This is a genomic window from Nocardia sp. TBRC8007 (assembly GCF_056629435.1).
In genome coordinates, this window is sequence record NZ_JBWSOR010000007.1 from 138,235 (window position 1) to 159,983 (window position 21,749).

Here is a 21,749-nt window from a genome sequence, read left to right on the forward strand (position 1 = left end):
CCGGAGCGAGCACACCGCGTCGGTAGTATGTTCAGATGCGCATAGCCCACTTCGGTCATTCCTGCCTCCTCGTCGAGCTACACGACACGAAGATCTTGTTCGATCCGGGTACCTTCTCTCATGGCTTCGAGGGCCTCACCGGCTTGGACGTGATCGCGGTCACGCATCAACATCCCGACCACATCGATCCGGACCGCATCGACGCGCTCATCGCAGCCAACCCAGGCGCACGGTTGCTGTCGGATCCGCAGACAGCCCAGCAACGTGGCGCATCGTGGGAGCCGATCCGCGCAGGCAACGTGCTGACACTCGGTGATCTGCAGATCACCGGCGGTGGAGGTAGGCATGCCGTCATCCACCCCGAGATCCCCGTAATCGACAACACAGTTTTCCAGCTGGGCACTCCGGACGACCCGGCCCAGCTAGTACATCCAGGCGACTCGCTGTGGGTGCCACCGGTCCCTGTCGGTGTGCTGGCCACACCCGCCGTGGCGCCGTGGATGCGGATCAGCGAGGCCGTCGATTATCTCCGCGCGGTCGGCCCTCGAGTCGCGCTGCCTATTCATTTCGGCATCGTCACGCCAGAAGCACAGGGCATCTATTTAGGCCGTTTAGCCGAAATGGCTCCTGCTGGAACCGAATTCCTAGTACTTACGCCAGAAGAGGCCACCGCCCTGTAAGAGCTGTCACACAAAGCGCCTGAATCGACTGGGCGCTTCGGATACGGTGCGCAATCAGCGACCCGAGGTATTCGAAGTCTATCCGCAATTACTGAAGGTATGCCAAGCTGAGCTAGACAGCAGTGACGCATATCGGGTACTCATACGCATGGCAGCCGGACAACCGTCATCTGCCCATCTACCCACGCGGAACAGCCGCACCCATACCAGTGCACCGCATACGAGCCGAACCGGGAGGCTGTATCCATGTCCGAAGAAGCCGATGATTTGTTCGTCCGGCCCGGGCTCGGCCGATCCGCGCCACAGAACGGTTTTCCGGTACACGGGATGTTTCCCCAAGTCGCTTACGAACTCGTGCACGACGAACTGATGCTCGACGGTGTCACCAGAATGAATCTGGCTACCTTCTGCACCACCTGGGTAGACGACCAAGCCCGCAGGTTGATGGTCGAATGCATGGACAAGAACATCATCGACAAAGACGAGTATCCACAAACTGCCGAGCTGGAGCAGCGGAGCGTCCGCATGGTCGCCGACCTGTGGCACGCACCGGACCCGACCACCACCCGCGGCACGTCGACCATCGGTTCCAGCGAAGCGGCCATGCTCGGCGGACTCGCCGCCAAATGCCGCTGGCGCAAGCGCGGCGGCACCGGGACACCCAATTTCGTCTGCGGACCGGTCCAGGTCTGTTGGGAGAAATTCGCCCGATTCTTCGATGTCGAGATCCGGCAGATTCCCTTACGTGGCGACCGGCTCACTCTGCACCCCGACGATCTCGCCAGGCACTGTGATGGGAACACCATTATGGTCGTGACCACCTTCGGTCAGACCTTTACCGGACTGTTCGAGAACGTCGCTGGAATCAGTGCCGCACTCGATGCCCTGCAACACGCACATGGTTGGGATATCCCGATCCACGTCGACGCCGCCAGCGGCGGCTTCCTCGCCCCATTCACCGCGCCTGATCTGGTGTGGGACTTCCGGCTGCCCAGGGTCAAGTCGATCAATGCCTCCGGCCACAAAACCGGGCTCGCGCCACTGGGCTGCGGCTGGGCGATCTGGCGCCGAGCCGAAGACCTACCGGAAGAACTCCTCTTCAATGTCGACTACCTCGGCGGCAGCATGGCCACCTTCACCCTGAACTTCTCCCGACCCGGCGCGCAAGCGATCACGCAGTACTACAACTTCATCCGCTTGGGCCGCATCGGTTACACCAGGGTCCAGTCCGCTGTCTACCACGTGGCACGGCACCTGGCCGAAAGCCTGAGCCGCATGGGGATCTTCGATCTGCTCCACGACGGCGACCCCCAGCAAGGTATCGCGGCGGTGTGCTGGCGACTGACCGGTGCCCCCGGATTCAACCTCTACGATCTCTCCGACCGACTTCGTTCCAGAGGATGGCTGATCGCGGCGTATCCGCTGCCCGCCGACCGGAGAGAGGAGACAGTCATGCGCGCGGTGATCCGCCACGGTTTCACCATCGACATGGCCAATCTACTGCTCGCCGACCTGGCTCGGTGCGTCGAACAGTTGCAGCGGCGACCGTTCTCGACTTCACTCACCCGCAGCGACGCGGGTGGCTTCACGCATACCGCGACACCCGCTGTACCGACAATAGAGATCGCACCTCCCTGAATAGACTCACACTGCCACCGGGCTGCGCCGTGCGCGGGTGACCTGCCCCCGTTGGTTTGGTCAAGGCTGCTGCACGATCAGGTGACAGTGGTTATGCAGCCTGAACGGGAGCCAGATCAGGTGGAACACATCACAGGGACCTGTCATCATCTCACCGCTCGCCGGTACAGCCTTGAGTCCAGGTTGAAAATGACTCGGCGTTGCACGATAAAGTTGGTGGTAGTTGCAGTTCCTTGTGCGATCACGAAGGCGACGAGGATCGAGATGGTGCCGGACGGGAGCACAGCGTGTAGACAGGTGCTGATTCCGACCTGAACACAGAACATCACTGCGTACAGGGCTGCCACCGCGAACATCCTGGCTCGGTGCGGTGGGGCCTTGAATGTCCAGCGACGATTGATGAGGTAGGCAACAGACGTCCCGGCGACGAAGCTTGCCGTCTTCGCGGCAGCGAAAGGCAGCCCTATTTGCAGCAGGGCCAGGAGGAGACCGAAATCGACGGCAGCGGCCAGGCCACCGGAGACGATGAACCGAGTTGCTTGTACACGAAGGTGGCCGTCTTTGACTTCGACCTCTCGTGCAGCACTACTCTTCCATCGCCGCAGGCTTGTCGACTCTGTTTGATCTGAGGTTGGCACAGTGCTTCACTGCCCATGCAGAACGTGAGTGGCGTAGCTCGGTACGGCCATCATCACCTGGTAGTGTTCGCTGGACAGCGTTTCGCCGACAACCACGCCTTCTGCCTCCACCCAGGCGTGGGCGCGGAAGGGTTCGGCGCAGACTCCAGTGCACCAGCGGGGCCAGGACCCGTGCATCCTGCACAGTAGTGCTGTCGCGATCGAGCGAGGCAGGCACCCTTCTCCGGAACAGAGAACGCTGACACTAATCACCGCCTGCCGCGCGGCCAGTGCCTCGTCGACCGTCGCAGCACGCGCACCACGACTGAGCAACGTGAGCAATCGTGTGATGCGTAGTGGTGAAAAGTGTGCGAGCAAGTGGGCAATTAGTACGACCACGCGTCCCTCGATGCGGGCTTGCCAAGACGGTGGTGCGACATCGAATAGTTTTGCGGGCGCTGACATGGTTGCCCTACTTTCTTGTCTTGGGTTCTAACTGGTCATTCGTAAGATCGGGGAACCCAGGAGCTCCGGGTATGGCTGTCATGGTTCCGCCGACCGATGGCTGGAAAGGCTTAGCCGCCCGGAGCTCCGCGACGACCCGACCACTAATTGGGATATGCGACGTGATCGCTGTGTAGGGCAACGCTGGCGCGGTCGTCTGCTGGGCTGGCAACACCCGACGAACTGACGGAGGTGACCGTGCCCCGGATCTGGGCCGGAGTAGACATCGGCAAAGAACATCACCACTGCGTGGTGGTCGATACCGACGGGAAACGGCTGCTCTCGCGCCGTGTTCTCAACGACGAGAAGGCCCTGTTGAGACTGATCGCCGACGTCGCGGCCCTCGACGAGGAGGTGCTGTGGGCCGTCGATCTCAACCACGGTGGCGCCGCGCTGCTGATCGGGCTGCTCCTGGCCCATGACCAGCCGATGGTCTATATCACCGGATTGACCGTGCATCGTGCTTCGGCCACCTACCGGGGCGAGGGAAAGACCGATGCGAAGGACGCGTTCGTCATCGCCGACCAGGCCCGCATGCGCCGGGACCTGGGCCCGCTGCGGCCCGGCGACGAAGTCGCTGTGGACCTGCGGACCTTGACCATTCACCGCACCGACCTGGTCTGCGACCGAACTCGTCAGATCAACCGGCTCCGAGCACAACTGCTGGAGATCTTCCCCGCGTTGGAACGCGCGCTGGAGCTGACCAACAAAGGCCCGGTAGTGCTGCTCACCGGCTACCAGACCCCCGCGGCGATCCGCCGCAGCGGCCTCACGCGGATCGAAGCATGGCTGCGTCACCGCAAGGTGCGCGGTGCCGCCGACCTCGCCGAGACGGTGGTGGTGGCTGCGGCCGAGGAACAGCTCACGGCACTGCCTGGGGAGAAACTGGCGGCCACGATGGTGGTCCGCATGGCGAAGGGGGTGATGGCCCTCGATGAGGAGATCGCCGAGATCGATTCCCTCATCGAGGCCCGGTTTCGCCAGCACCGCCACTCCGAGGTGATCCTGGGCCTGCCCGGGATGGGCAAGCAGCTGGGAGCGATCTTCCTCGCCGCTACCGGCGGTGACATGGACGCTTTCGGCAGTGCTGACCGGCTTGCCGGATACGCCGGCCTGGCACCGGTTCCACGAGACTCCGGGCGCGTCAGCGGAAACCTTCGGCGTCCCCGCCGCTTTCACCGCGGCCTGCTCAACGCGATGTATTTGTCGGCCTTGTCCAGCCTGCATACCTGCCCGGCCTCGAAGGCGTATTACCAACGCAAACGAGCCGAGGGGAAACCCCACAAGCAGGCGCTGCTGGCGCTTGCCCGCCGTCGCGTGAATGTCTTGTGGGCCATGATCCGCGACGGAGCGAGCTACCAAGGTGCGCCGCCCGCTACCGCTGCGCCTTGACATCGGTGTCAGGGCTTGACATCAGCATTGGAAGCCTTTCTTACCTATTCAATGAGATCAGACGAGAGTTGTGTAGCTGAGTGAGAAGTTCGACGACACTCAGGTGAAGGATGTCCCGCGGTGCGTCATACCTTTCAGCGAGCGTGTCGAGGAGGTCGGGGATGGACGTGCCCGCTAAGAGGGGCGGAAGAATCGCGCTGGCAGTGTCGTTCAGCTTCCAGTACTGCCCGTCTTTCTGGTCGAGTAATATGAGGGGGCCCCCGCTACCCTCGCTCTTGGATGCAACCACGTATTCGCGGAGCCGTACGCGAGTGCTGGTGCCAATGATCAGACCTGTTGCCCGTTGCCTATGAAATCTCATTGCCTCATCTCCTGTGTGTTGCGTAACCACACTTCCGTTGCGAGAGTCTCGTTCAGCATCGCCGGGTGCGCACCGGGGTCCAACTGATCGACCAGTTCCGTCACGGCCATCTGCTCGTCGATAAGGCCTAACCTCGCCAATCGCGAGTCTGTGAGTAATGCGGTCAGTTCGGGGCGCGACTTCCGCAACCCGGTGTGCACTTCACGATTCACATCGGCTTTGGTGTTCCGGCGAAGGATCTCCGGAGGAACCCGAGAAGACATCGAGCGGACCGTCAGAGGCTTGAACGACCACGGGTTACTCTTGTGGTGAGGTCTGATCCTGAGCGCTGCATCGATGACCTGATCATCGAGAAACGGAAAGGACATCGGCAGGCCCCACATGGCCATAGTCTGCCCCATGATGCGGCTGATCCTTCCTGCAGCAACGATGGTTTCGACCGCCGCGTGCTGACCGCGATCGCCCGAAAACGGGACCGCGTCCTGGGCGCGGTCGAGCAGATAGCTGGTTGCGAGATCGAGGCATTCATCGGTAGCCCATGGCGGAAGCCGGAAAGGATGTCCCCACTCGCCGAGTGGGTGATCGGGCAAGGGGCTGCGAAGATCTGTGATCTGCGCGGTCAACCAGTCGCCGTAACTTCTACGGCGTGAAAGCAGGGCCATCCCGTGGCGGACATTGAGCGCGGGTTTCCGTGCGGCTAGGGCGCGCAGGTGTTTCAGGCCCAACACCGGGCTGGTGCGCAAGAGCGTGTGCAAATACATCGGAGGAGTCTTGACAACTTCGTCGCCACCGCTGCCGCCCAGGTGATGTTGAACCCCCTGCGAGAGTAGCTGTTCTGCATAGAATCCCAGGCGCTGACGGTTCCGATATGTCGAGTCGGGTTCGTCCAGGCCGTATCCGATTCCGACTCGATCGAACGGTAGAGGCGCTTGGTGTGCACCGACGACCACACGCGTGCAGCCGGGGAGATAGCAGCTCGCACGCTCGGCCGAGACAGCATCGTCGTTTGCGCTGTCCATTCCCTCCTGAGTCAGCAGTACGAGCTTCGCACCGTGGTTCGCAGCGAGGAAGGAGATGGGAGTCGAATCCAGTCCTCCGGAGAAGTCTGACCCCATAAGGTTGCCCGCGAGCATATCGACGCGGCTTTCGACGGCCCCGGTTAACGCCGCACCGAAAATCTCGGCTCCATCGGCTAACGACACTGTTGCCTCTGGATACCGCCACCAGCGGACGATGTCAATGGAGTGGTCCGCGGAAGTGATCCGCGCGTAGCTATCGCCGGGAACGGACCGCACCGATTTCCAAGGCGTTCCGGTCCTCATGCCCGCCAACGACGGAAAAAGCAACCGCGCGGCGAGCCAGCGGCGATCGAACTCGGCATCCAAGAGTGTGGCCAGCACGTCACTTCGGCTCGCGACCAGCGCCGGTGCCCACGGCTCCGAGGTTGCGAAGACCCTGCGGACCTCAGACACCGCTCCCTGGACTCGTGTTTGATGGTGGACGCGGGCAATCGTGTGATAAGAGCCCTGAATGGTCGCTGACAGGCGGTCCACGTCAGACAGAGCGCGCACTTCGCCAGCGAGTAAAGGTAATACCGCATTCCGGGAGTCGAAGCTACCAATCAGCACCACCCCGACATCCGGAGAGTTCCACTGGTAGATTTCCGCATCCCGCCAGTACCCCACAATCCAGGGCTGACCATCCGGATAGTACACAACCTTCGATGCCCCCGCGACGAGCGGTGAGGCGAGAGCGGACGGGTCCGCAGCTGCGGGTAAGACAACGAACCACGTGTCCTCATCGGCTATCCCAGCTCCCGTAATCGTTGTCATCACAAGCCCCTATAAGTGAAAGGTCTGCTGATCCAGACGACAGCGGGGGGACGTAGCCGATACGTCCTCCCACCACGCACTAGGTCAGTTCCACAACCAGGTGGGCTCCCAGTTGTTGCCCCCGAGCGCATGCGTCCGCTCCTTGAACGAACCCATGCATGCGAAAGCCGGTTTGCGGAACCGCTCCTTCACGCTATCCACTACTGCTACGGTCTCGACGTTCTTTGTGTGCAACCCTGTTCTCCTTTGGATATTTCGCAGGGGAAGCCCAAGTGGCTTTCCCGGATTCGGATGGTACATCAACGATGTTTGCTGAAAATGCTTCCCGCGAAACCAATGTGGCGGAATAACCGCGAAATCGCTGGTCGAGAATGAAATCAGAAGTGATGAACTTTATTTATGATTTATTGCTGCTCAACTGATTTGACTTATCTCAATATGTCGTGCAAGCATCTCGGTGCATGCTATCCATGCGAAGGTAGAGGGACTTACAGCCGCAGACGAGTGAGGCCGAGTGCACCTATCAGCTAGTTGGCGACGCCAGGCCGGAAACCCTTACAGCTAGCACTTTTCCGGGTGGATCAGTGAGCCGTTTTCATCGTGACTGGATGTTTTTGGTAGACAATGGGACTGGGTATGGCGTGTCTGCGCTGGGCAGGAGGAAGCCCCTGGTAGTACGGCTTTCGACTAAAACTCGTTGTACCCCAGGGGCTTCCATTGCTGTTCTACCGTTCCTCGCTGCCGTTGTCACGTCAGACCCTCCACTTCGTCGCTGGGACGATCCGTCGACACCGCCGCGCGATCGGCTCGGCCTGGCGCAAACTCGATCCGGGCCGTCAAGCCCTGCTCGTACTGGCCCACCTGCACAAAGCCGAAACCTACGCCGACCTCGGTGCCGGGTTCGCCATCTCGACCACCACCGCATGGCGCTACGTCGGCGAGACCGTGGAACTGTTGGTCGCCCGCGGGCCGCGGTTGGGGTCGGCGCTGAAGCAGGCGAAGGACGACGGGCACGCCTACCTGATCCTGGACGGCACGTTGATCCCGATCGACCGGGTGGCCGCCGACCGGCCCTACTACTCGGGAAAACACCGCCATCATGGGATGAACGTGCAGGTCATCGCCACCGGTGACGGGGACATCGTGTGGGTGTCGGGTGCCTTGCCCGGCAGCGTGCACGACACGAAAGCGGCCTGGATCTGGCAGATCATGGCCGAGCTCGAGCACAGCGGATGGATCGTGCTGGCAGACAAGGGTTATCACGGTGTCGAGGGACTGCTCACCCCCTACAGGGGACGCGACAAGCCCGAGTCCCAGAGGCAGGCCAACCGCGCTCACACACGGCTGCGTGCCCCCGGTGAACGTGCCAATGCCCAGATCAAGAGCTGGAAAGTGCTACGGAAGCTACGCTGCTGCCCGCACAAGGCCGGACAGCTCGTCAAAGCGATTCACGCCCTCCAAATTCGCGAACTCGAAGCCAACCGACGATGAAAAAGGCTCAGTCTCCGATGCGGAGAAATCGAATCTGCCAGTTCCTCGACACGGTCTCCGAAATGAGAACTCCACGACTGCAACGATTCTGGAATCGTCATTATAGACCGTTGGTGGCGACAGGGACCTGGTTGGGCATTTCTTGCACATCCACACAAAATGTTTCAAGCGCTGAACACGCCACAACCACCGCGTCCGATGCGGTTGACCGCCAGGCTCACAGCCCGGCGCAACATGCGCGCCTTACTTCATCACCCAACGCGGATGCGCACCGAGATCGCCCGCCACTGATCGAGCAGCACTCGCTCGGCCTCAGCGACAGGGCTCGGGCGACGTTGCATCGCCCCGGCCACAGGCAGGCGCGGCACGTTCGGACACCCGTAACCGCTCCTCGAACATGCCAATGTCGGGAGTACATCGGTGGCGACCGTTCCCTCCAGCAATCATTTTGGAGTATTGGAACTCTCACAATCGGTAGTCCCCTTACCAGGCTCCAGCCGGTGGTTGCCCAACCGCTGACGAGTACTGTGCCTGTGGCAGTGACAGGACCCACCGCCGCTGGCGAATGCTCTTAGGCGCAGAAGCCGAAGCCGCCCGCGGCCAAGCGAGCTGTAAGCGAATTGACGCCAAAAGTGCCGATAGGATCGAGGAACGAAACGGTGAGTGATCGAATTGTGGCAGAACCCGAGGTGACGAACACATCTGCCGCAGAGGACGTCCACGCGCCCGGCTCAGGCTGGACGTATCGCCTAGTCCACATCGAGATGTCCAAGTTCGTGGTGGTAGGCGGGCTGACCTTCCTGATCGACACGGGGATCTTCTTCGTCCTGAAGACGACAGTGCTCTCCGAGAAACCAATGACTGCCAACATCCTCGCGATACTGATTGCCACGATCGTGAACTATGTTCTCAGCCGAGAGTGGGCCTTCAAGCACCGTGGAGGACGAGAGCGCAGACATGAGGCCGCTCTGTTTTTCCTCTTCAGTGGCCTTGGAATCGTAGTGGCAACAATCCCGCTATGGGTATCGAACTACCTGTTGGACCTGCGCGTTCCTCACGTCAGCCAGACAGTCGAGAACACCGCCGATTTCATCAGTGCGAAGGTCCTCGGAACAGCCTTGGCATCGGTTTTTCGCTGGTGGAGTTCCCGTGCGTTTGTCTTCCCGGACGCTGTAGGCACCCGGAATGTGAAGTGATTGTTGAGTCATGATGCACCCGGACAGCCAGCACTGCGCTAGCTCGTCAACCGCCTCGTCGACATCCTCCACGACTGTCCCAAAACCAGGACGCCGAGGTCGTCGACGTCGGTGTCATCGACCGCATGCTCACCCGCGCCACCACCGGCCAGCAACTGACGCTGTTACCCCCGCCGGCACCGTCCCGGTTCGTCCGTTCGGCCACCGATTTCTCGGTCAGGGGACCGTCATGAGCACCACCCGCCGTCCCGCCGCCTCCCCGGCGATCAAACCGATCGAGGTCACTCCCGAGCTGACATCGCTGATGCGGCGGCTCAAGCTCGGCCAACTGCTCGACACCCTCCCCGAGCGCCTCGCTCTGGCGCGGTCGAACCGGCTGCCGCACCACGACTTCCTGGAGATGCTGTTCGCCGACGAGGTCGCCCGCCGCGACCGACAATCCGAGCAACGCCGCGCCACCGCCGCCCACCTGGACCCGCAGAGGCAACTGCAAGCGTGGGACGATTCGACAGCGGTCACCTTCGACCGTGAACTCTGGGCCGAGCTGACCTCACTGCGGTTCCTGGCCGACGCCTACAACATCCTGGTGATGGGCCCGTTCTGGATCGGAAAAACCTTCCTGGCCAACGCATTAGGACACATCGCAGTCCGCCGACACCATACCGCTCACACCGAGCGCGCCGACAAACTGTTCAAACGACTGCGCGGCGCGCGCCTGGACGGCAGCTACGACGACGAGATGCGCAAACTGCACCGCGTCGAGCTGCTCATCCTCGACGACCTGGCTCTGCACCGGCTCGAGGCCACCGAGTCAGGCGACTTCTACGAACTCATCGTCGAACGCCACTGCAAAACCTCCACCGTCATCACCAGCAACCGGGAACCACCCGAGATGCGCCGCTTCGCCACTGCCGCCTCACCGGATGAGGTGATCGCCGCCGCCTCGCGCGTGGCGGTGCTGGATGAGTTCGTGCCGCACTTGCTCGAGCGGTGGAATGCCGGGATCGCTGACGTCACCGCGCTCACCGCCGAACTGCACCAGCTCGGCTACCGCGGCAGTCGGCGCACCGTCTACCGCTACCCGCAAACCCGCCGCTGCGGACGCAAGCCGGTCCGCCCCGTCACGATCCCGCCCGCGGTGCCGAAGATCCGCACCGTGACGGCCTGGAACATGCGCGACCCCGACACCCTCACAGGCGACGACAGCGAACAACTGAACCAGATCCTGGCCCGCTGCCCGGAACTCGCGGCCACCCGCCGCCACGTCGGCACGTTCGCGGTCATGATGCGCGACCTGCGCGGTGACCGGCTACCCAAATGGATAGACCAGGTCCGCGCCGACGACCTTCCCGCGCTGCATTCGTTCGCGACCGGCCTCGAACACGACCTCGCCGCCGTCACCGCCGGGCTCACCCTGCCCTGGAGCAATGGACCAACCGAGGGCACCGTAAACAAGGTCAAGGCCCTCAAAAGGCAGTGCTTTGGTAGATCGAACCTGGACCTGCTCCGAAAGCGAATACTACTCAGCCACGACGAGTCCGGCTCGATTACGGGAATCCGGCGCACCCAGGAGTGATCACGCTATCTGCGCCAGAACCCTTCAGGCTGGCAGGCGACATCTGGGTGCAAGCGGCTGAAATGTTCGCCGAAGGACAAAGCAATGCGCAGATCGTCAAGCGGTGCGGGGCGGGGGTTGCGGGGTCGGTGTCCGATCGGTGCAGCGGTGGCGCCGAGCATGGAGGCACGGTGGAAAGCTCTCGTTATGATCAGAGCGGGGTCGCCGGGGCGGCCGAAACTCGACAACAGCATGTTCGCGGCACTGGAAGTGGAGTTGGCCGAAAGACTGAGTCCAGACGCAAGTCCGTGGCGAACGTTGGTGGCGAGACGTCTAAGTGTACTCACCCGAGAGGTTGGGGACGCGGCGGACGGCATTCATGCTGCACGAGCTCCTGGAGAAGGCTCCCAGCGATAGCTCGCGCCTACCGCGCCATGGGATAACGCGAGGTCGACAGCGTCGAGCATGGCTTGTCGCGGACCGGGCCGCTGCAACTGTACGGCAGACACGGCGAGGCGGAGCATTCCGCCGCGGCGGGCAGTGCGCGCAGCACCGAGCACTAGCGCGCGACACCACCATGGCTCCGCGCGAAACCCCTCGCCAATGCCGTACACCCTGGACTTCAGTACCGTATCGCGCTTCAGATCGATGATCGAAGTGAGCCCGAGCGCGAGCCGGAAGCCCAGTTCCGGCAGTACCTCTAGCGCGCCTGCCGAGGCATTCCAGCGCGGCGCCGCGAACAGCCGGGTGCGCACATCGACTTGTTCGAGCACGCGGTCCGCCGCGATCAACCGTAAGCGCGCCTCGTGCCTGGGCAGCGCTGCGAATTCGGCGCGTCTGCGTTTGGTGGCCGCCTGGTCGTAGCCGTGCAGCACGATGGCATCGCCGCGAACCCGCCTACTACGCAGCCATTCCTGCGTAGCGGGATCGTCGAGCAACCGGTATTTACCCTTCATCCGCGGCGCGACCAGCAAGGAAAGCGGCACTCCGCGCTGGTCCATCTGTTCGGCGAACTGGAATGCCGCATCTGTGGTGGTGTCTCTGATCTCGGAAACCGACACGATCAGCGCAGCGTTCATACGTCGACCATGCCCGTCGCGCATGTCACCGATACGCAGCCCACATGACCACGCGGCGAATACTCCACGCACGTCCGGTGGACCGGGCGGTAGCGGCGGCGCTACCGCCCGGCCGCTAGGCACGCCCGCAGCCGACCAGCGACCTACACCCCGGCGAGACCGACTGTATCGAGCACCCAGGCGAACTCGAAGGCCACTTCCCGCCACTTCTCGTAGCGCCCGCTTACTCCGCCGTGGCCCGCGCTCATCTCCGTCTTGAGCAGCAGCGGCGCATCGCCGGTCGCGGTGGCACGCAGTTTGGCGATCCACTTCGCGGGCTCGACGTAGAGCACTCTGGTGTCGTTCAAGCTGGTGATGGCCAGGATCGAAGGGTAGTCCTTGGCCCCGACGTTCTCGTACGGCGCATAGGACTTCATGTATTCGTAGACCCCCTTGTCCGCCAGCGGATTTCCCCACTCATCCCACTCGATGACAGTCAGTGGGAGGGATGGGTCGAGGATCGAGGTGAGCGGATCGACGAACGGGACATTGGCCAGGACGCCCTCGAAGAGCTCCGGCGCCATGTTGGCCACGGCGCCGACCAGCAGGCCACCCGCACTGCCTCCGTCTGCCACCATCCGGTCCTCTGCGGTGACTCCGGTGTCGATGAGGTGCCGGGCACAGGAGACGAAGTCGGTGAAGGTGTTCTTCTTGCGCAGCGTCTTGCCGTGCTCGTACCAGAGCCTGCCCATCTCACCGCCGCCGCGAACGTGTGCGACCGCGAAAACCATGCCGCGATCCAGCAGTGAAAGACGGGCGACCGAGAAGGACGGGTCGATACTCGCCTCATAGGAGCCATAACCGTAGAGCAGCAGCGGTGCGGGCGCGCCCGCGCTCACATCTTTCTTCCGCACCAGTGAGATCGGAATTCGGGTGCCGTCCTCGGCGACCGCCCAATCCCGGTGCTGCTCGTAGTCGTTCGCATCGTAGCCACCGAGTACCGGCTGCTCCTTGCGCAACAACAGCTCACCAGTGGCCGGGACGTAGTCGAATACCTGCATTGGTGTAATGAACGAGGTCAGCCCGATCCGCAGAGTCGGCTGCGTCCACTCCGGGTTCGCGCCGACGCCGACCGCGAAGAGTTCCAAGTCGAATCCGAGTTCGCGGCGCTCGCCGTAGCCGGATTCGGTCAGCGGCCATACCGCGATCCGGGTGAGCGCCTCGCGCCGATAACTGAGCACCAAGTGATCACGGAAGCAGTCGATATCCTCTAGCCGCACATCGTCACGGTGGGCGATCAACGTCGTCAGGTTCGACGGGTTGTCGACCGGCGCCTCGGCGAGTACGAAGTTCTCCGCCTTGACCCCGTCCACCACATCGTTGTGCAAGATCAGAAACCGGTCCGTGCCATCGATCACCGCGTGTTCGGCGGAGTACTCGACACCCTCGCGACGCGGCAACAGTACGCGGAATTCACCTTCGGGATTGTCGGATTCCAGGACCCAACCCTCACTGGTGATCTTCGAGCCGAGCCAAATCATCAGATACTTCTCCGAGCGGCTCGCGCCGATGCTCACCCAATAGCGCTCGTCCGGCTCATGGAACACTGCCGTGTCGGGATCGGTGCTGCCGAGCCGGTGCCGCCACACCGTATCCGGGCGCCACGACTCGTCGACAGTCTGATAGAAGACATGGCTACCGTCCAGCGACCACGTGGCGCCAGGTGCGGTGCCCACGACCTCGTCGCCCAACAGCTCCCCGCTGCGCAGGTCTTTGAACCGTAACACGTAACGCTCATCACCCACGACGTCCACCGAATAGGCCAGCAGATTGCCGTCATGGCTGATCGAGAACGCACCGAGCGCGAAGAATTCCTGACCCTCGGCCAGCTCGTTACTGTCGAGCAATACTTCTTCACCCGCGACCTCGGTCTGCGCGTCCAATATCGGCGGCGTCCACGCATCGATGCCTTCGGTGTCGGCCGCGATCGGGCATCGGCAGTGCACGCCGTATTGCTTACCCTCGTAACTGCGCGAGTAGTACCAGTACCCACCCATTCTGGTGGGTACCGACAGATCGGTCTCTTGGGTACGCGCCTTGATCTCGCCGAAGATCTTCTCGCGCAACGCACCCAAATGCGCAGTCCGTGCCTCGGCATAGGCGTTCTCCGCCTCCAAGTAGGCGAGGACGTCGGAGTTCTCCTTATCTCGTAGCCACTCGTAGTCGTCGACGAACACGTCGCCATGGTGCACCCGCTCGGCGGGCACCCGCTTGGCGATCGGCGCCGCCACGGCGGGAGCGCCACTGTGGGGTTCAGAGATCGTTCCGCTGTCGAGAGCCATGGCGTCTACCCTACTGTTCCGCTGTCGCGCCACCCGTAGGTCGGATGATGTCGCCGAGCGCCGAACCCGCCATCCCAGGTTGATCGGCTCAATCCGCGAGCGCACCCCGAATCGAGGCAGCGAGATAGTCCAGATCAGCACGCTGCGGGTGGGTCGGACGCCCCCGCAAGCCGAACCCATCGCCCTGGGTGCGTGGGATCACATGCAGGTGCACGTGGAAGACCTCTTGCCCAGCCGTCACCCCGTCGGCCAGAAAGAAATTGACCCCGTCACACTCCACTTCACTGGATCGGAGCGCGGCGGCCAACCGCTGTCCCACCTGGAACAGCTTCCCTCCGATCACTGGATCGAGTTCAGCGAGGCTACGCGCGGGTACCCTCGGCACCACCAGAAGATGCCCCGGCGTCATCGGCCGGATGTCCATGAACGCGACCACATCGTCGTCTTCGAAGACCTTGCTCGATGGCGCCCGCCCCGCGATGATGTCGGCGAAAATCGTGTACGGATTCACGGCACGCAGCCTATGCGCTCATACACCGCGGGTGCCTACTCGATTCCCGTCACAGGAAACCCTGAGACACCGGTGCCGTCACTCCGGGCAATCGACACAGGGCCTCATGCCACCCGGCACCCGACCGAACCGTCAGTTCCCTACCATTACATGGCGCTCCGGTATCAAAGGATCGGAGCGGGCTGGTAGCGGGCCGCGTCCGGGTAGCGATCGACCAGTTTCTGCACCCGTCCGATAACTTCGGCGACCTGTGCCTCGGCGGCACCGACGAAGACAGATCTATCCGCCAACGCCGCATCGAGCGCGGCACGATCGAGTGGCAGACGCTCATCAGCGGCAAGCCGATCCAGCAGGTCGGGTTCCCGGCCCTGTTCCCGCATAGCCAAAGCGACTGCGACGGCGTGCTCCTTGATCACCTCATGCGCGGTTTCGCGTCCGACACCCGCGCGAACAGCTGCCATGAGGATGCGAGTGGTAGCGAGGAAAGGCAGATAACGATCCAATTCGCGGTCGATGACGGCCGGGTACGCGCCGAATTCGGCCAGAACGGTAAGGAACGTTTCCATCATCCCGTCGACGGCGAAGAACGCGTCCGGCAGCGCGACCCGGCGGACCACCGAACAGAACACGTCGCCCTCGTTCCACTGCGCGCCCGCCAGCTCGGCAGCCATCGAGGCATAACCACGCAACACCACTTGCAGTCCGTTGACCCGTTCGCATGAGCGAGTGTTCATCTTGTGCGGCATCGCCGAGCTGCCCACTTGGCCGGGCTGGAAACCCTCGGTAACCAGCTCGTGCCCAGCCATCAACCGGACAGTGTGCGCCAGCGAGGACGGTCCAGCGCCCACTTGCACGAGCGCGGAAAGCACATCATGGTCCAGCGAACGCGGGTAGACCTGACCGACACTGGTCAGCACGGTCGCGAAACCGAGATGCGCGGCCACCTGCTGCTCCAACCGAGCGAGCTTGACCGGATCGCCGCCGAGCAGATCGAGCATGTCCTGTGCGGTGCCCATAGGACCCTTGATGCCGCGCAACGGATAACGGTCGATCAGTTCACGCACTCTGGCCAGTGCGATCAGCATCTCATCGGCAGCGGAGGCGAAACGTTTGCCCAGCGTGGTGGCCTGCGCGGCGACATTGTGCGAGCGACCGGCCATCACCGATGCCTGATACTCGGCGGCACGCTCAGCCAGACGCGCAGCGATCGCGACACCGTGCGCGTGCACGTGTTGCAGCGATAGCCGGATTTGCAACTGCTCCACATTCTCGGTGAGATCACGGCTGGTCATGCCCTTATGCACGTGCTCATGCCCGGCCAGGGCATTGAACTCTTCGATACGTGCCTTCACGTCGTGCCGGGTGACGCGTTCGCGGTCGGCGATCGAGGCGAGATCGACTTCGTCGAGTACCCGCTCGTAATCCGCGATGACCCCCTCTTGCACATCGATACCCAGCTCTACCTGCGCCCGCAACACCTCGAGCCATAGCCGCCGCTCCAGCACGATCTTGTGCTCGGGTGACCACAGGTGTACCAATCCGGGGCCGGCGTAGCGGGTGGCGAGGATATTGGGGACAAAGCTCACGTCTGGTGAGTCTAATGCCAAGAAACGAATGATCCGCTGGGTGCGCTGCCCGATACGGCGCGCACGAGGCCCTACGTGGCCACGCGAGCTACCACCTCCGGGCCCAGCGTGCGCGCAGTGCCCGATACGGCGCGCACGAGGCCCTACGTGGCCACGCGAGCTACCACCTCCGGGCCCAGCGTGCGCGCCAGGGGGGGCGCGATGATGTCGATTACTTCCAGGAGGGCGCCGCGGGCCATCCGCCGGGGTTCGGGGTCCAGCTCACTGAGGGCCGCGACAACAGCACCGTCTACCACCGCGATCAGCCTGCGCAGCTGCTCCTGACGCACCATCCGGTCGGATCGACGCAGTACGTCGGCCAATAGCTCATCCAGTTTGGCGCGTAACCGTAGCTGGACCTCCCGTAGCTCCGGGTGTCGCGCCGAGGCGATCGAGCGCTCGTAACGGGCGATCAGCTGCCTGTGGGCTACTTCGTCCGCACTGTCGGACCCCACCAGCAAGTCGAGCACCAGATCGACGGTGGCCTCCGCACCACGGCGGCGGTGGCTCACCTCACCGACCCGTCTACGCATGGCGTCCAGCTCAGCGTTACCGCTGAACTCGACAGTCCGGGCAATCAGATCGTCCAAGGATTGGAAATAGTAAGTGGTCGATGCCAAAGGCAGATCAGCGCGCGTGGCGACCGAACGATGCCGCACCGCGTCGAATCCACCTTCGAGCAGCAACTCGGCGGCGGCGGACAATAGAGCCTGGCGACGCCGTTCGCCTTTCGGGGTCGTCGCGGTGATCACGGTGCCATCGTGCCAGTCATTCTCGATTCTCACAGGGGAAATCAGCAGGAAATCAGCCACCTTTATGGTGCCGCGTCCACACCATCGCAGTACTGGAGTGCGAAAAGTCATTGCCCGGCATGTGATCGGACATCGAGGTAGTGCCCTAGACGCAGTAATGCCTCCTTGATATCCGTTGTCGCTCCCGCGAACGAGAAGCGGACCGTGCGATGTCCGTTGACGGTGTCGAAATCGACCCCTGGCGCGAGTGCGACCCCGGTGTGCTCGAGCACATCGGTGCACCAGCCGCGGGAATCTTCGGTGAGATGGCCGATATCGGCATATACGTAGAAGGCGCCATCAGCCGGAGCGAGATCGGCAATGCCCAGCCTCGGCAACCCGTCGAGCAATAACCGCCGGTTCACCGCGTACCGGCGTACATGCCCGTCGAGCTCCTCCTTGGCCGCCGCACTGAACGCGTGCCGCGCGGCGTACTGCGAAATGGCTGGAGGACAAACAGTCAGATTCGAGGCGAGCCGCTGCAACGCGGGCCGCAGCTGAGCGGGCACCAGCATCCAGCCCAGTCGCCAGCCGGTCATGGAGAAGTACTTGGAGACCGAGCCGATCACCACCGATTCCCGCGAAGTCTCCCAGGCCGACGAGGTCGTGCTGTCGGCATGGGAGTTGTCGTAGGTGATGCCGTGGTAGATCTCGTCGGAGATCAGCAGCGTGCCATGCTCCTCGCACCAACGGGCCAGTGCCGCGAGTTCACCAGGCGGGATCACGGTGCCGGTAGGGTTGGCGGGACTGGCTACGATCAAACCCGCCGGTGGCTCCGGCAATGCCTCCAGCATGGCGACATTCGGCTGAAATCTGGTCCTGGCGCCGCAGTCCAACTCCAGCACACGACAACCGAGCGCGGTAAGAGTGTTGCGATAGGCCGGATAGCCGGGGCGCGCGACCACGACGGTGTCACCCGGGTCGAAAGCAGCGAGAAACAACAATGAGAACGCACCCGAGGAGCCGGTCGTCACCACCACATCATCCGGACCCACCTGGTATCCATAGCTCTCGCGATGGTGTTCGGCGATCGCTTCACGAATCGCTAGAATACCGAAAGTCTCGGTATAGCCGAGTAATTCGGACTCGATAGCCAACCCGGTCGCGTGCAGCACCGGCGTGGGCGCAGGCGTAGCGGGCTGCCCCGCGGCCAGGACGAGCACATCACCATGGGTTCTTGCGCGTTCTGCGGCAGCTTTCCACACATCCATCACGTAGAAAGGTGGAATGGCCGACCGGCGAGATTCTCTTGGCACTCGACAGACGGTAGAGCACTCGCTCCCGCACAGTCACGATTACGGTCGGCCCGATGCTTGAAAAAGTTCAGTGCGACGAGCTCGACCACGGGCACGAGGCGGAGGGTATCGGAAGCATTCCACTGGACCAGCGTGCTCCCGGTTCGAACAACCCTGCGCGGGCAGCGGGGCGGAAAGGAGATATGCGCACCTGGTGGGAACGCATACCGGAGCCTCGAGTGATATGGCAGCGCCACCCCAGCAGGGCGCATATACGCGCACTGGCACGCACACACCGGGCACTACTGGCCTGGCTCGCCGCGACAGCGGTGTTGACCTCGGGCGACGCCTCGTTTGCCGGGATACTCACCGAACGTACTCCAGCACCGGACCACGCCCAACGCGTCACTTTCGCCTATCCACCACAGATCCAGAGCACGCCGCCAACGGTGCGCCGGCTTCTGGACGCGATCGCCAACGGTGAGCGGCGGCGCGAGCAGGCGGTAGTCGCGGCCGCCGCGCGCGCAACTCTCGAACGCGCCAAGGCCGAGGCCGCCGCCGCGGTCGCGGGCAAGCGTCAGCCATGGATGACCAGGGGCGCGCCGGTGCTGCCCGGAGCGATCCTGCCCGGCATCGCCGGCTTTGTTCTGCCCACCCGTGGCGTCTTCACCTCTGGATACGGTTCCCGTTGGGGCGCATTCCACAACGGTATCGATATCGCGGGGCCACTCGGCACCCCGATCTACGCGGTCGCCACAGGTACGGTGATCGACGCAGGTCCCGCCCAAGGCTTCGGACTATGGGTACGGATCCGCCACGACGACGGCAGTATCACCGTCTACGGGCATATGTACGACTTCTTCGTCTCAGTCGGTGAACGGGTGCCCGCGGGCATGCAGATCGCCCGCATGGGCAACCGCGGTGACTCGACCGGCTCTCATCTGCATTTCGAGGTGATTGTCGGCGGACGGCACGTAGACCCGGTGCGGTGGCTGGCGCTGCGTGGACTGGACTTCGGCTGAACCCGCCTCCTGGTGACCACGCCGGAGACGCTAGCCACACGAATACTCGGCGATAGCGCCGCGTGCTCAGACCGCGATGTGGTTCTCGACAGCGGCAATACCGATGTCCGTGCGGTAGTGGCTGCCCGGCAACTTGATCGTGGCGATACGGTCATAGGCGCGCGCACGCGCCTCGGCCAGATCAGCCCCGACACCGACCACACTGAGCACCCGCCCACCCGCGGAGAGCAGAGCGCCGTCTTCACGTACCGCGGTTCCGGCGTGCAAGACCATGGCGGTGTCGTCGAACGCCGCCTCACCCGCGCCTGAGATGACATCGCCGATACGCGGACGACCCGGATAGTTCTCCGCAGCCAGCACCACGGTAATCGCAGCGCCATCCCGCCAGCGCGGCGGGGCGACCTGAGCGAGTTCGCCGGTCGCGGTAGCGTTGAGCAGCTCACCGAGCGGACTATCCAACAATGCGAGCACCGCTTGCGTTTCGGGATCTCCGAATCGGCAATTGAATTCGACCACCGCGGGACCAGCCGTACCGATCGCCAGACCGGCATAGAGCAGGCCGGAGAAACCGCTGCCGCGGCGCACCAATTCGCCGGCAACAGGTTTCACCACATCCTCGACGATCGCGGTAACGATCTCATCGGGCAGCCAGGGTAACGGCGTGTAGGCACCCATGCCACCCGTATTCGGTCCGGTGTCACCGTCGCCGACGCGCTTGTGGTCCTGCGCAGGCAGCAGCGGAACCACCGTCTCACCGTCGACCAGGCAGAACAGCGATACTTCCGGTCCATCCAGGAAAGTTTCCAACAGCACCGGGTGTCCCTGCTCCAACAGCTCCGCACCGTGCTTACGCGCGGTGGAGCGGTCTTCGGTCACTACGACGCCCTTACCCGCGGCCAATCCGTCGTCCTTCACCACCCAGGTGGGCCCGAAACGGTCGAGCGCATCGTCGAGTTCGGCCGGGCTGTCCACAACCTCGCTATGCGCGGTGCGCACACCTGCCGCTGCCATCACGTCCTTGGCGAATGCCTTGGAACCCTCGATCCGAGCAGCCGCAGCCGATGGACCGAAGCAAGCGATTCCCGCCGCACGCACCGCATCGGCGACGCCGAGCACCAATGGCACCTCAGGACCGATCACCACAAGGTCGGCACCGATGTCGGTGGCCAGGGCGACCACCTCCTCGACCGAACACGGATCGACCGGGCAGACCTGTGCGTGCTGGGCAATCCCGGCGTTGCCAGGCGCGGCGAAGAGCGCACTCACCGAGGGGTCCCGACGCAGGGCCAGGACAAGGGCATGTTCACGGGCTCCGGAACCGACGACGAGTACACGCACGACGGACAGCCTAAACGAGCCGGGTGCTGTCTTCGCCGCGGCCGGGTCGCTTGGCAGGGATGATGAACAGTGACAACGGATGTGGGCCACACTGCCCGCATCGACCACACCGGAGCAGCTGAAGGATGTGCTGACAATGGGGCTGATCGACGGATTGATGGGTAATGCCGGCCGGATCGATCCGGGCCAGGCGCAACAGGAGTATGCCAGGCTCCTGGGCGACGGCGAACAAGTCTATGCCGCGTATCTGCTGGTCCGAGACGTTATGCTGTTCACGAACCGCCGCCTGATCTTGATCGACAAGCAGGGCGTCACCGGGCGCAAGGTGAGCTATCACAGCGTTCCTTACCGCGCGATCACTCATTTCTCGGTGGAGACGGCGGGCACTTTCGATCTGGACGCCGAATTGGCCATCTGGATCTCGGGCGCGGCCGAACCTCTGCAGAAACGATTCAACCGGCAGGTGGACATCTACGAGGTGCAGGGCATTCTGTCACACTTCGTCGCGGTTTGACGTCCCCTCCCGCGTGAACGCGGGAGATTCCGGTCTGTGCGGCTGGT

The 21,749-nt window shown here is 63.1% G+C and carries 20 protein-coding genes and 1 pseudogene; 9 read left to right on the forward strand and 12 right to left on the reverse strand.

The annotated features are described in order from the left end of the window. Positions 1-35 precede the first annotated feature (35 nt). Both ACX4ZE_RS09720 and gad read left to right on the forward strand, forming a co-directional pair. Positions 36-680 carry an MBL fold metallo-hydrolase gene (locus tag ACX4ZE_RS09720; protein WP_480273000.1) on the forward strand — a complete coding sequence of 215 codons (645 nt, stop codon included), beginning with the start codon at positions 36-38 and terminating at the stop codon, positions 678-680. Positions 681-926: 246 nt separating this feature from the next. Beyond that, entirely contained in the window at positions 927-2,318 is a 1,392-nt protein-coding gene (gad, locus tag ACX4ZE_RS09725; RefSeq protein ID WP_480273001.1) for a glutamate decarboxylase, read from the forward strand. A gap of 146 nt (positions 2,319-2,464) precedes the next feature. Here gad and ACX4ZE_RS09730 read toward each other — a convergent pair whose 3' ends face one another. Both ACX4ZE_RS09730 and ACX4ZE_RS09735 read right to left on the reverse strand, forming a co-directional pair. After that, positions 2,465-2,956 carry a GtrA family protein gene (locus ACX4ZE_RS09730; protein WP_480273002.1) on the reverse strand — a complete coding sequence of 164 codons (492 nt, stop codon included), beginning with the start codon at positions 2,954-2,956 and terminating at the stop codon, positions 2,465-2,467. A gap of 6 nt (positions 2,957-2,962) precedes the next feature. Then, the gene (locus ACX4ZE_RS09735) at positions 2,963-3,400 is read right to left on the reverse strand and encodes a lasso peptide biosynthesis B2 protein (RefSeq protein ID WP_480273003.1); all 438 of its coding nucleotides are present in this window, start codon (positions 3,398-3,400) and stop codon (positions 2,963-2,965) included. Positions 3,401-3,631: 231 nt separating this feature from the next. Here ACX4ZE_RS09735 and ACX4ZE_RS09740 point away from each other — a divergent pair, with 231 nt between their 5' ends. Beyond that, positions 3,632-4,831 carry an IS110 family RNA-guided transposase gene (locus ACX4ZE_RS09740; RefSeq protein WP_480273004.1) on the forward strand — a complete coding sequence of 400 codons (1,200 nt, stop codon included), beginning with the start codon at positions 3,632-3,634 and terminating at the stop codon, positions 4,829-4,831. 40 nt (positions 4,832-4,871) lie between these two features. Here the strand turns inward: ACX4ZE_RS09740 and ACX4ZE_RS09745 are convergent, their stop codons facing one another. The 3 genes from ACX4ZE_RS09745 to ACX4ZE_RS09755 all read right to left on the reverse strand — a co-directional run bounded on the left by ACX4ZE_RS09745 (position 4,872) and on the right by ACX4ZE_RS09755 (position 7,258). Beyond that, the gene (locus ACX4ZE_RS09745) at positions 4,872-5,192 is read right to left on the reverse strand and encodes a PqqD family protein (RefSeq protein ID WP_480273005.1); all 321 of its coding nucleotides are present in this window, start codon (positions 5,190-5,192) and stop codon (positions 4,872-4,874) included. Continuing rightward, positions 5,189-7,024, reverse strand: coding sequence for an asparagine synthase-related protein (locus ACX4ZE_RS09750; RefSeq protein WP_480273006.1), 1,836 nt, complete (start codon positions 7,022-7,024; stop codon positions 5,189-5,191). Before ACX4ZE_RS09750 ends, ACX4ZE_RS09745 begins: the two co-directional genes overlap by 4 nt. 84 nt (positions 7,025-7,108) lie before the next feature. Next, positions 7,109-7,258, reverse strand: coding sequence for a hypothetical protein (locus ACX4ZE_RS09755; RefSeq protein ID WP_480273007.1), 150 nt, complete (start codon positions 7,256-7,258; stop codon positions 7,109-7,111). 483 nt (positions 7,259-7,741) lie between these two features. Here ACX4ZE_RS09755 and ACX4ZE_RS09760 point away from each other — a divergent pair, with 483 nt between their 5' ends. The 4 genes and pseudogenes from ACX4ZE_RS09760 (at position 7,742) to ACX4ZE_RS09775 (ending at position 11,287) form a co-directional block, all read left to right on the forward strand. Next, positions 7,742-8,515 (forward strand): transposase family protein, encoded by a 774-nt coding sequence (locus ACX4ZE_RS09760; protein WP_480273008.1) that lies wholly within the window; start codon positions 7,742-7,744, stop codon positions 8,513-8,515. 659 nt (positions 8,516-9,174) lie between these two features. Further along, the gene (locus tag ACX4ZE_RS09765; RefSeq protein WP_480273009.1) at positions 9,175-9,711 is read left to right on the forward strand and encodes a GtrA family protein; all 537 of its coding nucleotides are present in this window, start codon (positions 9,175-9,177) and stop codon (positions 9,709-9,711) included. 229 nt (positions 9,712-9,940) lie between these two features. Then, positions 9,941-10,606: pseudogene (locus ACX4ZE_RS09770) on the forward strand (ATP-binding protein); the annotation flags it as partial. 276 nt (positions 10,607-10,882) lie between these two features. After that, positions 10,883-11,287 (forward strand): ISL3 family transposase, encoded by a 405-nt coding sequence (locus ACX4ZE_RS09775; protein WP_480273037.1) that lies wholly within the window; start codon positions 10,883-10,885, stop codon positions 11,285-11,287. Positions 11,288-11,643: 356 nt separating this feature from the next. Here ACX4ZE_RS09775 and ACX4ZE_RS09780 read toward each other — a convergent pair whose 3' ends face one another. The 6 genes from ACX4ZE_RS09780 to ACX4ZE_RS09805 form a co-directional block, all read right to left on the reverse strand. Continuing rightward, positions 11,644-12,345, reverse strand: coding sequence for a DUF2334 domain-containing protein (locus ACX4ZE_RS09780; protein WP_480273038.1), 702 nt, complete (start codon positions 12,343-12,345; stop codon positions 11,644-11,646). A 143-nt stretch (positions 12,346-12,488) separates the two neighbouring features. Beyond that, positions 12,489-14,666, reverse strand: a complete 2,178-nt coding sequence (locus tag ACX4ZE_RS09785) for a S9 family peptidase (protein ID WP_480273010.1) — start codon at positions 14,664-14,666, stop codon at positions 12,489-12,491. An 88-nt stretch (positions 14,667-14,754) separates the two neighbouring features. Next, a complete protein-coding gene (locus ACX4ZE_RS09790; RefSeq protein WP_480273011.1) occupies positions 14,755-15,177 on the reverse strand; it encodes an HIT family protein in 423 nt (140 codons plus the stop codon). Positions 15,178-15,341: 164 nt separating this feature from the next. Continuing rightward, complete coding sequence (gene purB, locus ACX4ZE_RS09795; RefSeq protein WP_480273012.1) at positions 15,342-16,763, reverse strand: adenylosuccinate lyase; 1,422 nt, start codon at positions 16,761-16,763, stop codon at positions 15,342-15,344. A 143-nt stretch (positions 16,764-16,906) separates the two neighbouring features. Further along, positions 16,907-17,554 carry a TetR/AcrR family transcriptional regulator gene (locus ACX4ZE_RS09800; RefSeq protein WP_480273039.1) on the reverse strand — a complete coding sequence of 216 codons (648 nt, stop codon included), beginning with the start codon at positions 17,552-17,554 and terminating at the stop codon, positions 16,907-16,909. Positions 17,555-17,661: 107 nt separating this feature from the next. Further along, on the reverse strand, positions 17,662-18,849 hold the full coding sequence (locus ACX4ZE_RS09805) for a pyridoxal phosphate-dependent aminotransferase (RefSeq protein ID WP_480273013.1): 1,188 nt from the start codon (positions 18,847-18,849) through the stop codon (positions 17,662-17,664). A gap of 53 nt (positions 18,850-18,902) precedes the next feature. Between ACX4ZE_RS09805 and ACX4ZE_RS09810 the strand changes: the two genes are divergently transcribed. Further along, positions 18,903-19,850: a M23 family metallopeptidase gene (locus ACX4ZE_RS09810; protein WP_480273014.1), complete on the forward strand. Its 948-nt coding sequence runs from the start codon at positions 18,903-18,905 to the stop codon at positions 19,848-19,850. A 66-nt stretch (positions 19,851-19,916) separates the two neighbouring features. Here the strand turns inward: ACX4ZE_RS09810 and purD are convergent, their stop codons facing one another. Continuing rightward, positions 19,917-21,188, reverse strand: coding sequence for a phosphoribosylamine--glycine ligase (gene purD / locus ACX4ZE_RS09815; RefSeq protein WP_480273015.1), 1,272 nt, complete (start codon positions 21,186-21,188; stop codon positions 19,917-19,919). Between the two features lie 136 nt (positions 21,189-21,324). Between purD and ACX4ZE_RS09820 the strand changes: the two genes are divergently transcribed. After that, positions 21,325-21,702 (forward strand): PH domain-containing protein, encoded by a 378-nt coding sequence (locus ACX4ZE_RS09820; RefSeq protein WP_480273040.1) that lies wholly within the window; start codon positions 21,325-21,327, stop codon positions 21,700-21,702. Positions 21,703-21,749: the final 47 nt, after the last annotated feature.

Coding starts and splice junctions, on each gene's coding strand:
- ACX4ZE_RS09720 (WP_480273000.1), top strand. CDS start 36: ATGCGCATAGCCCACTTCGGTCATTCCTGCCTCCTCGTCGAGCTACAC.
- gad (WP_480273001.1), top strand. CDS start 927: ATGTCCGAAGAAGCCGATGATTTGTTCGTCCGGCCCGGGCTCGGCCGA.
- ACX4ZE_RS09735 (WP_480273003.1), bottom strand. CDS start 3,400: ATGTCAGCGCCCGCAAAACTATTCGATGTCGCACCACCGTCTTGGCAA.
- ACX4ZE_RS09745 (WP_480273005.1), bottom strand. CDS start 5,192: ATGAGATTTCATAGGCAACGGGCAACAGGTCTGATCATTGGCACCAGC.
- ACX4ZE_RS09750 (WP_480273006.1), bottom strand. CDS start 7,024: ATGACAACGATTACGGGAGCTGGGATAGCCGATGAGGACACGTGGTTC.
- ACX4ZE_RS09775 (WP_480273037.1), top strand. CDS start 10,883: ATGCGCGACCCCGACACCCTCACAGGCGACGACAGCGAACAACTGAAC.
- ACX4ZE_RS09780 (WP_480273038.1), bottom strand. CDS start 12,345: ATGAACGCTGCGCTGATCGTGTCGGTTTCCGAGATCAGAGACACCACC.
- ACX4ZE_RS09785 (WP_480273010.1), bottom strand. CDS start 14,666: ATGGCTCTCGACAGCGGAACGATCTCTGAACCCCACAGTGGCGCTCCC.
- ACX4ZE_RS09810 (WP_480273014.1), top strand. CDS start 18,903: ATGCTTGAAAAAGTTCAGTGCGACGAGCTCGACCACGGGCACGAGGCG.
- ACX4ZE_RS09820 (WP_480273040.1), top strand. CDS start 21,325: ATGGGGCTGATCGACGGATTGATGGGTAATGCCGGCCGGATCGATCCG.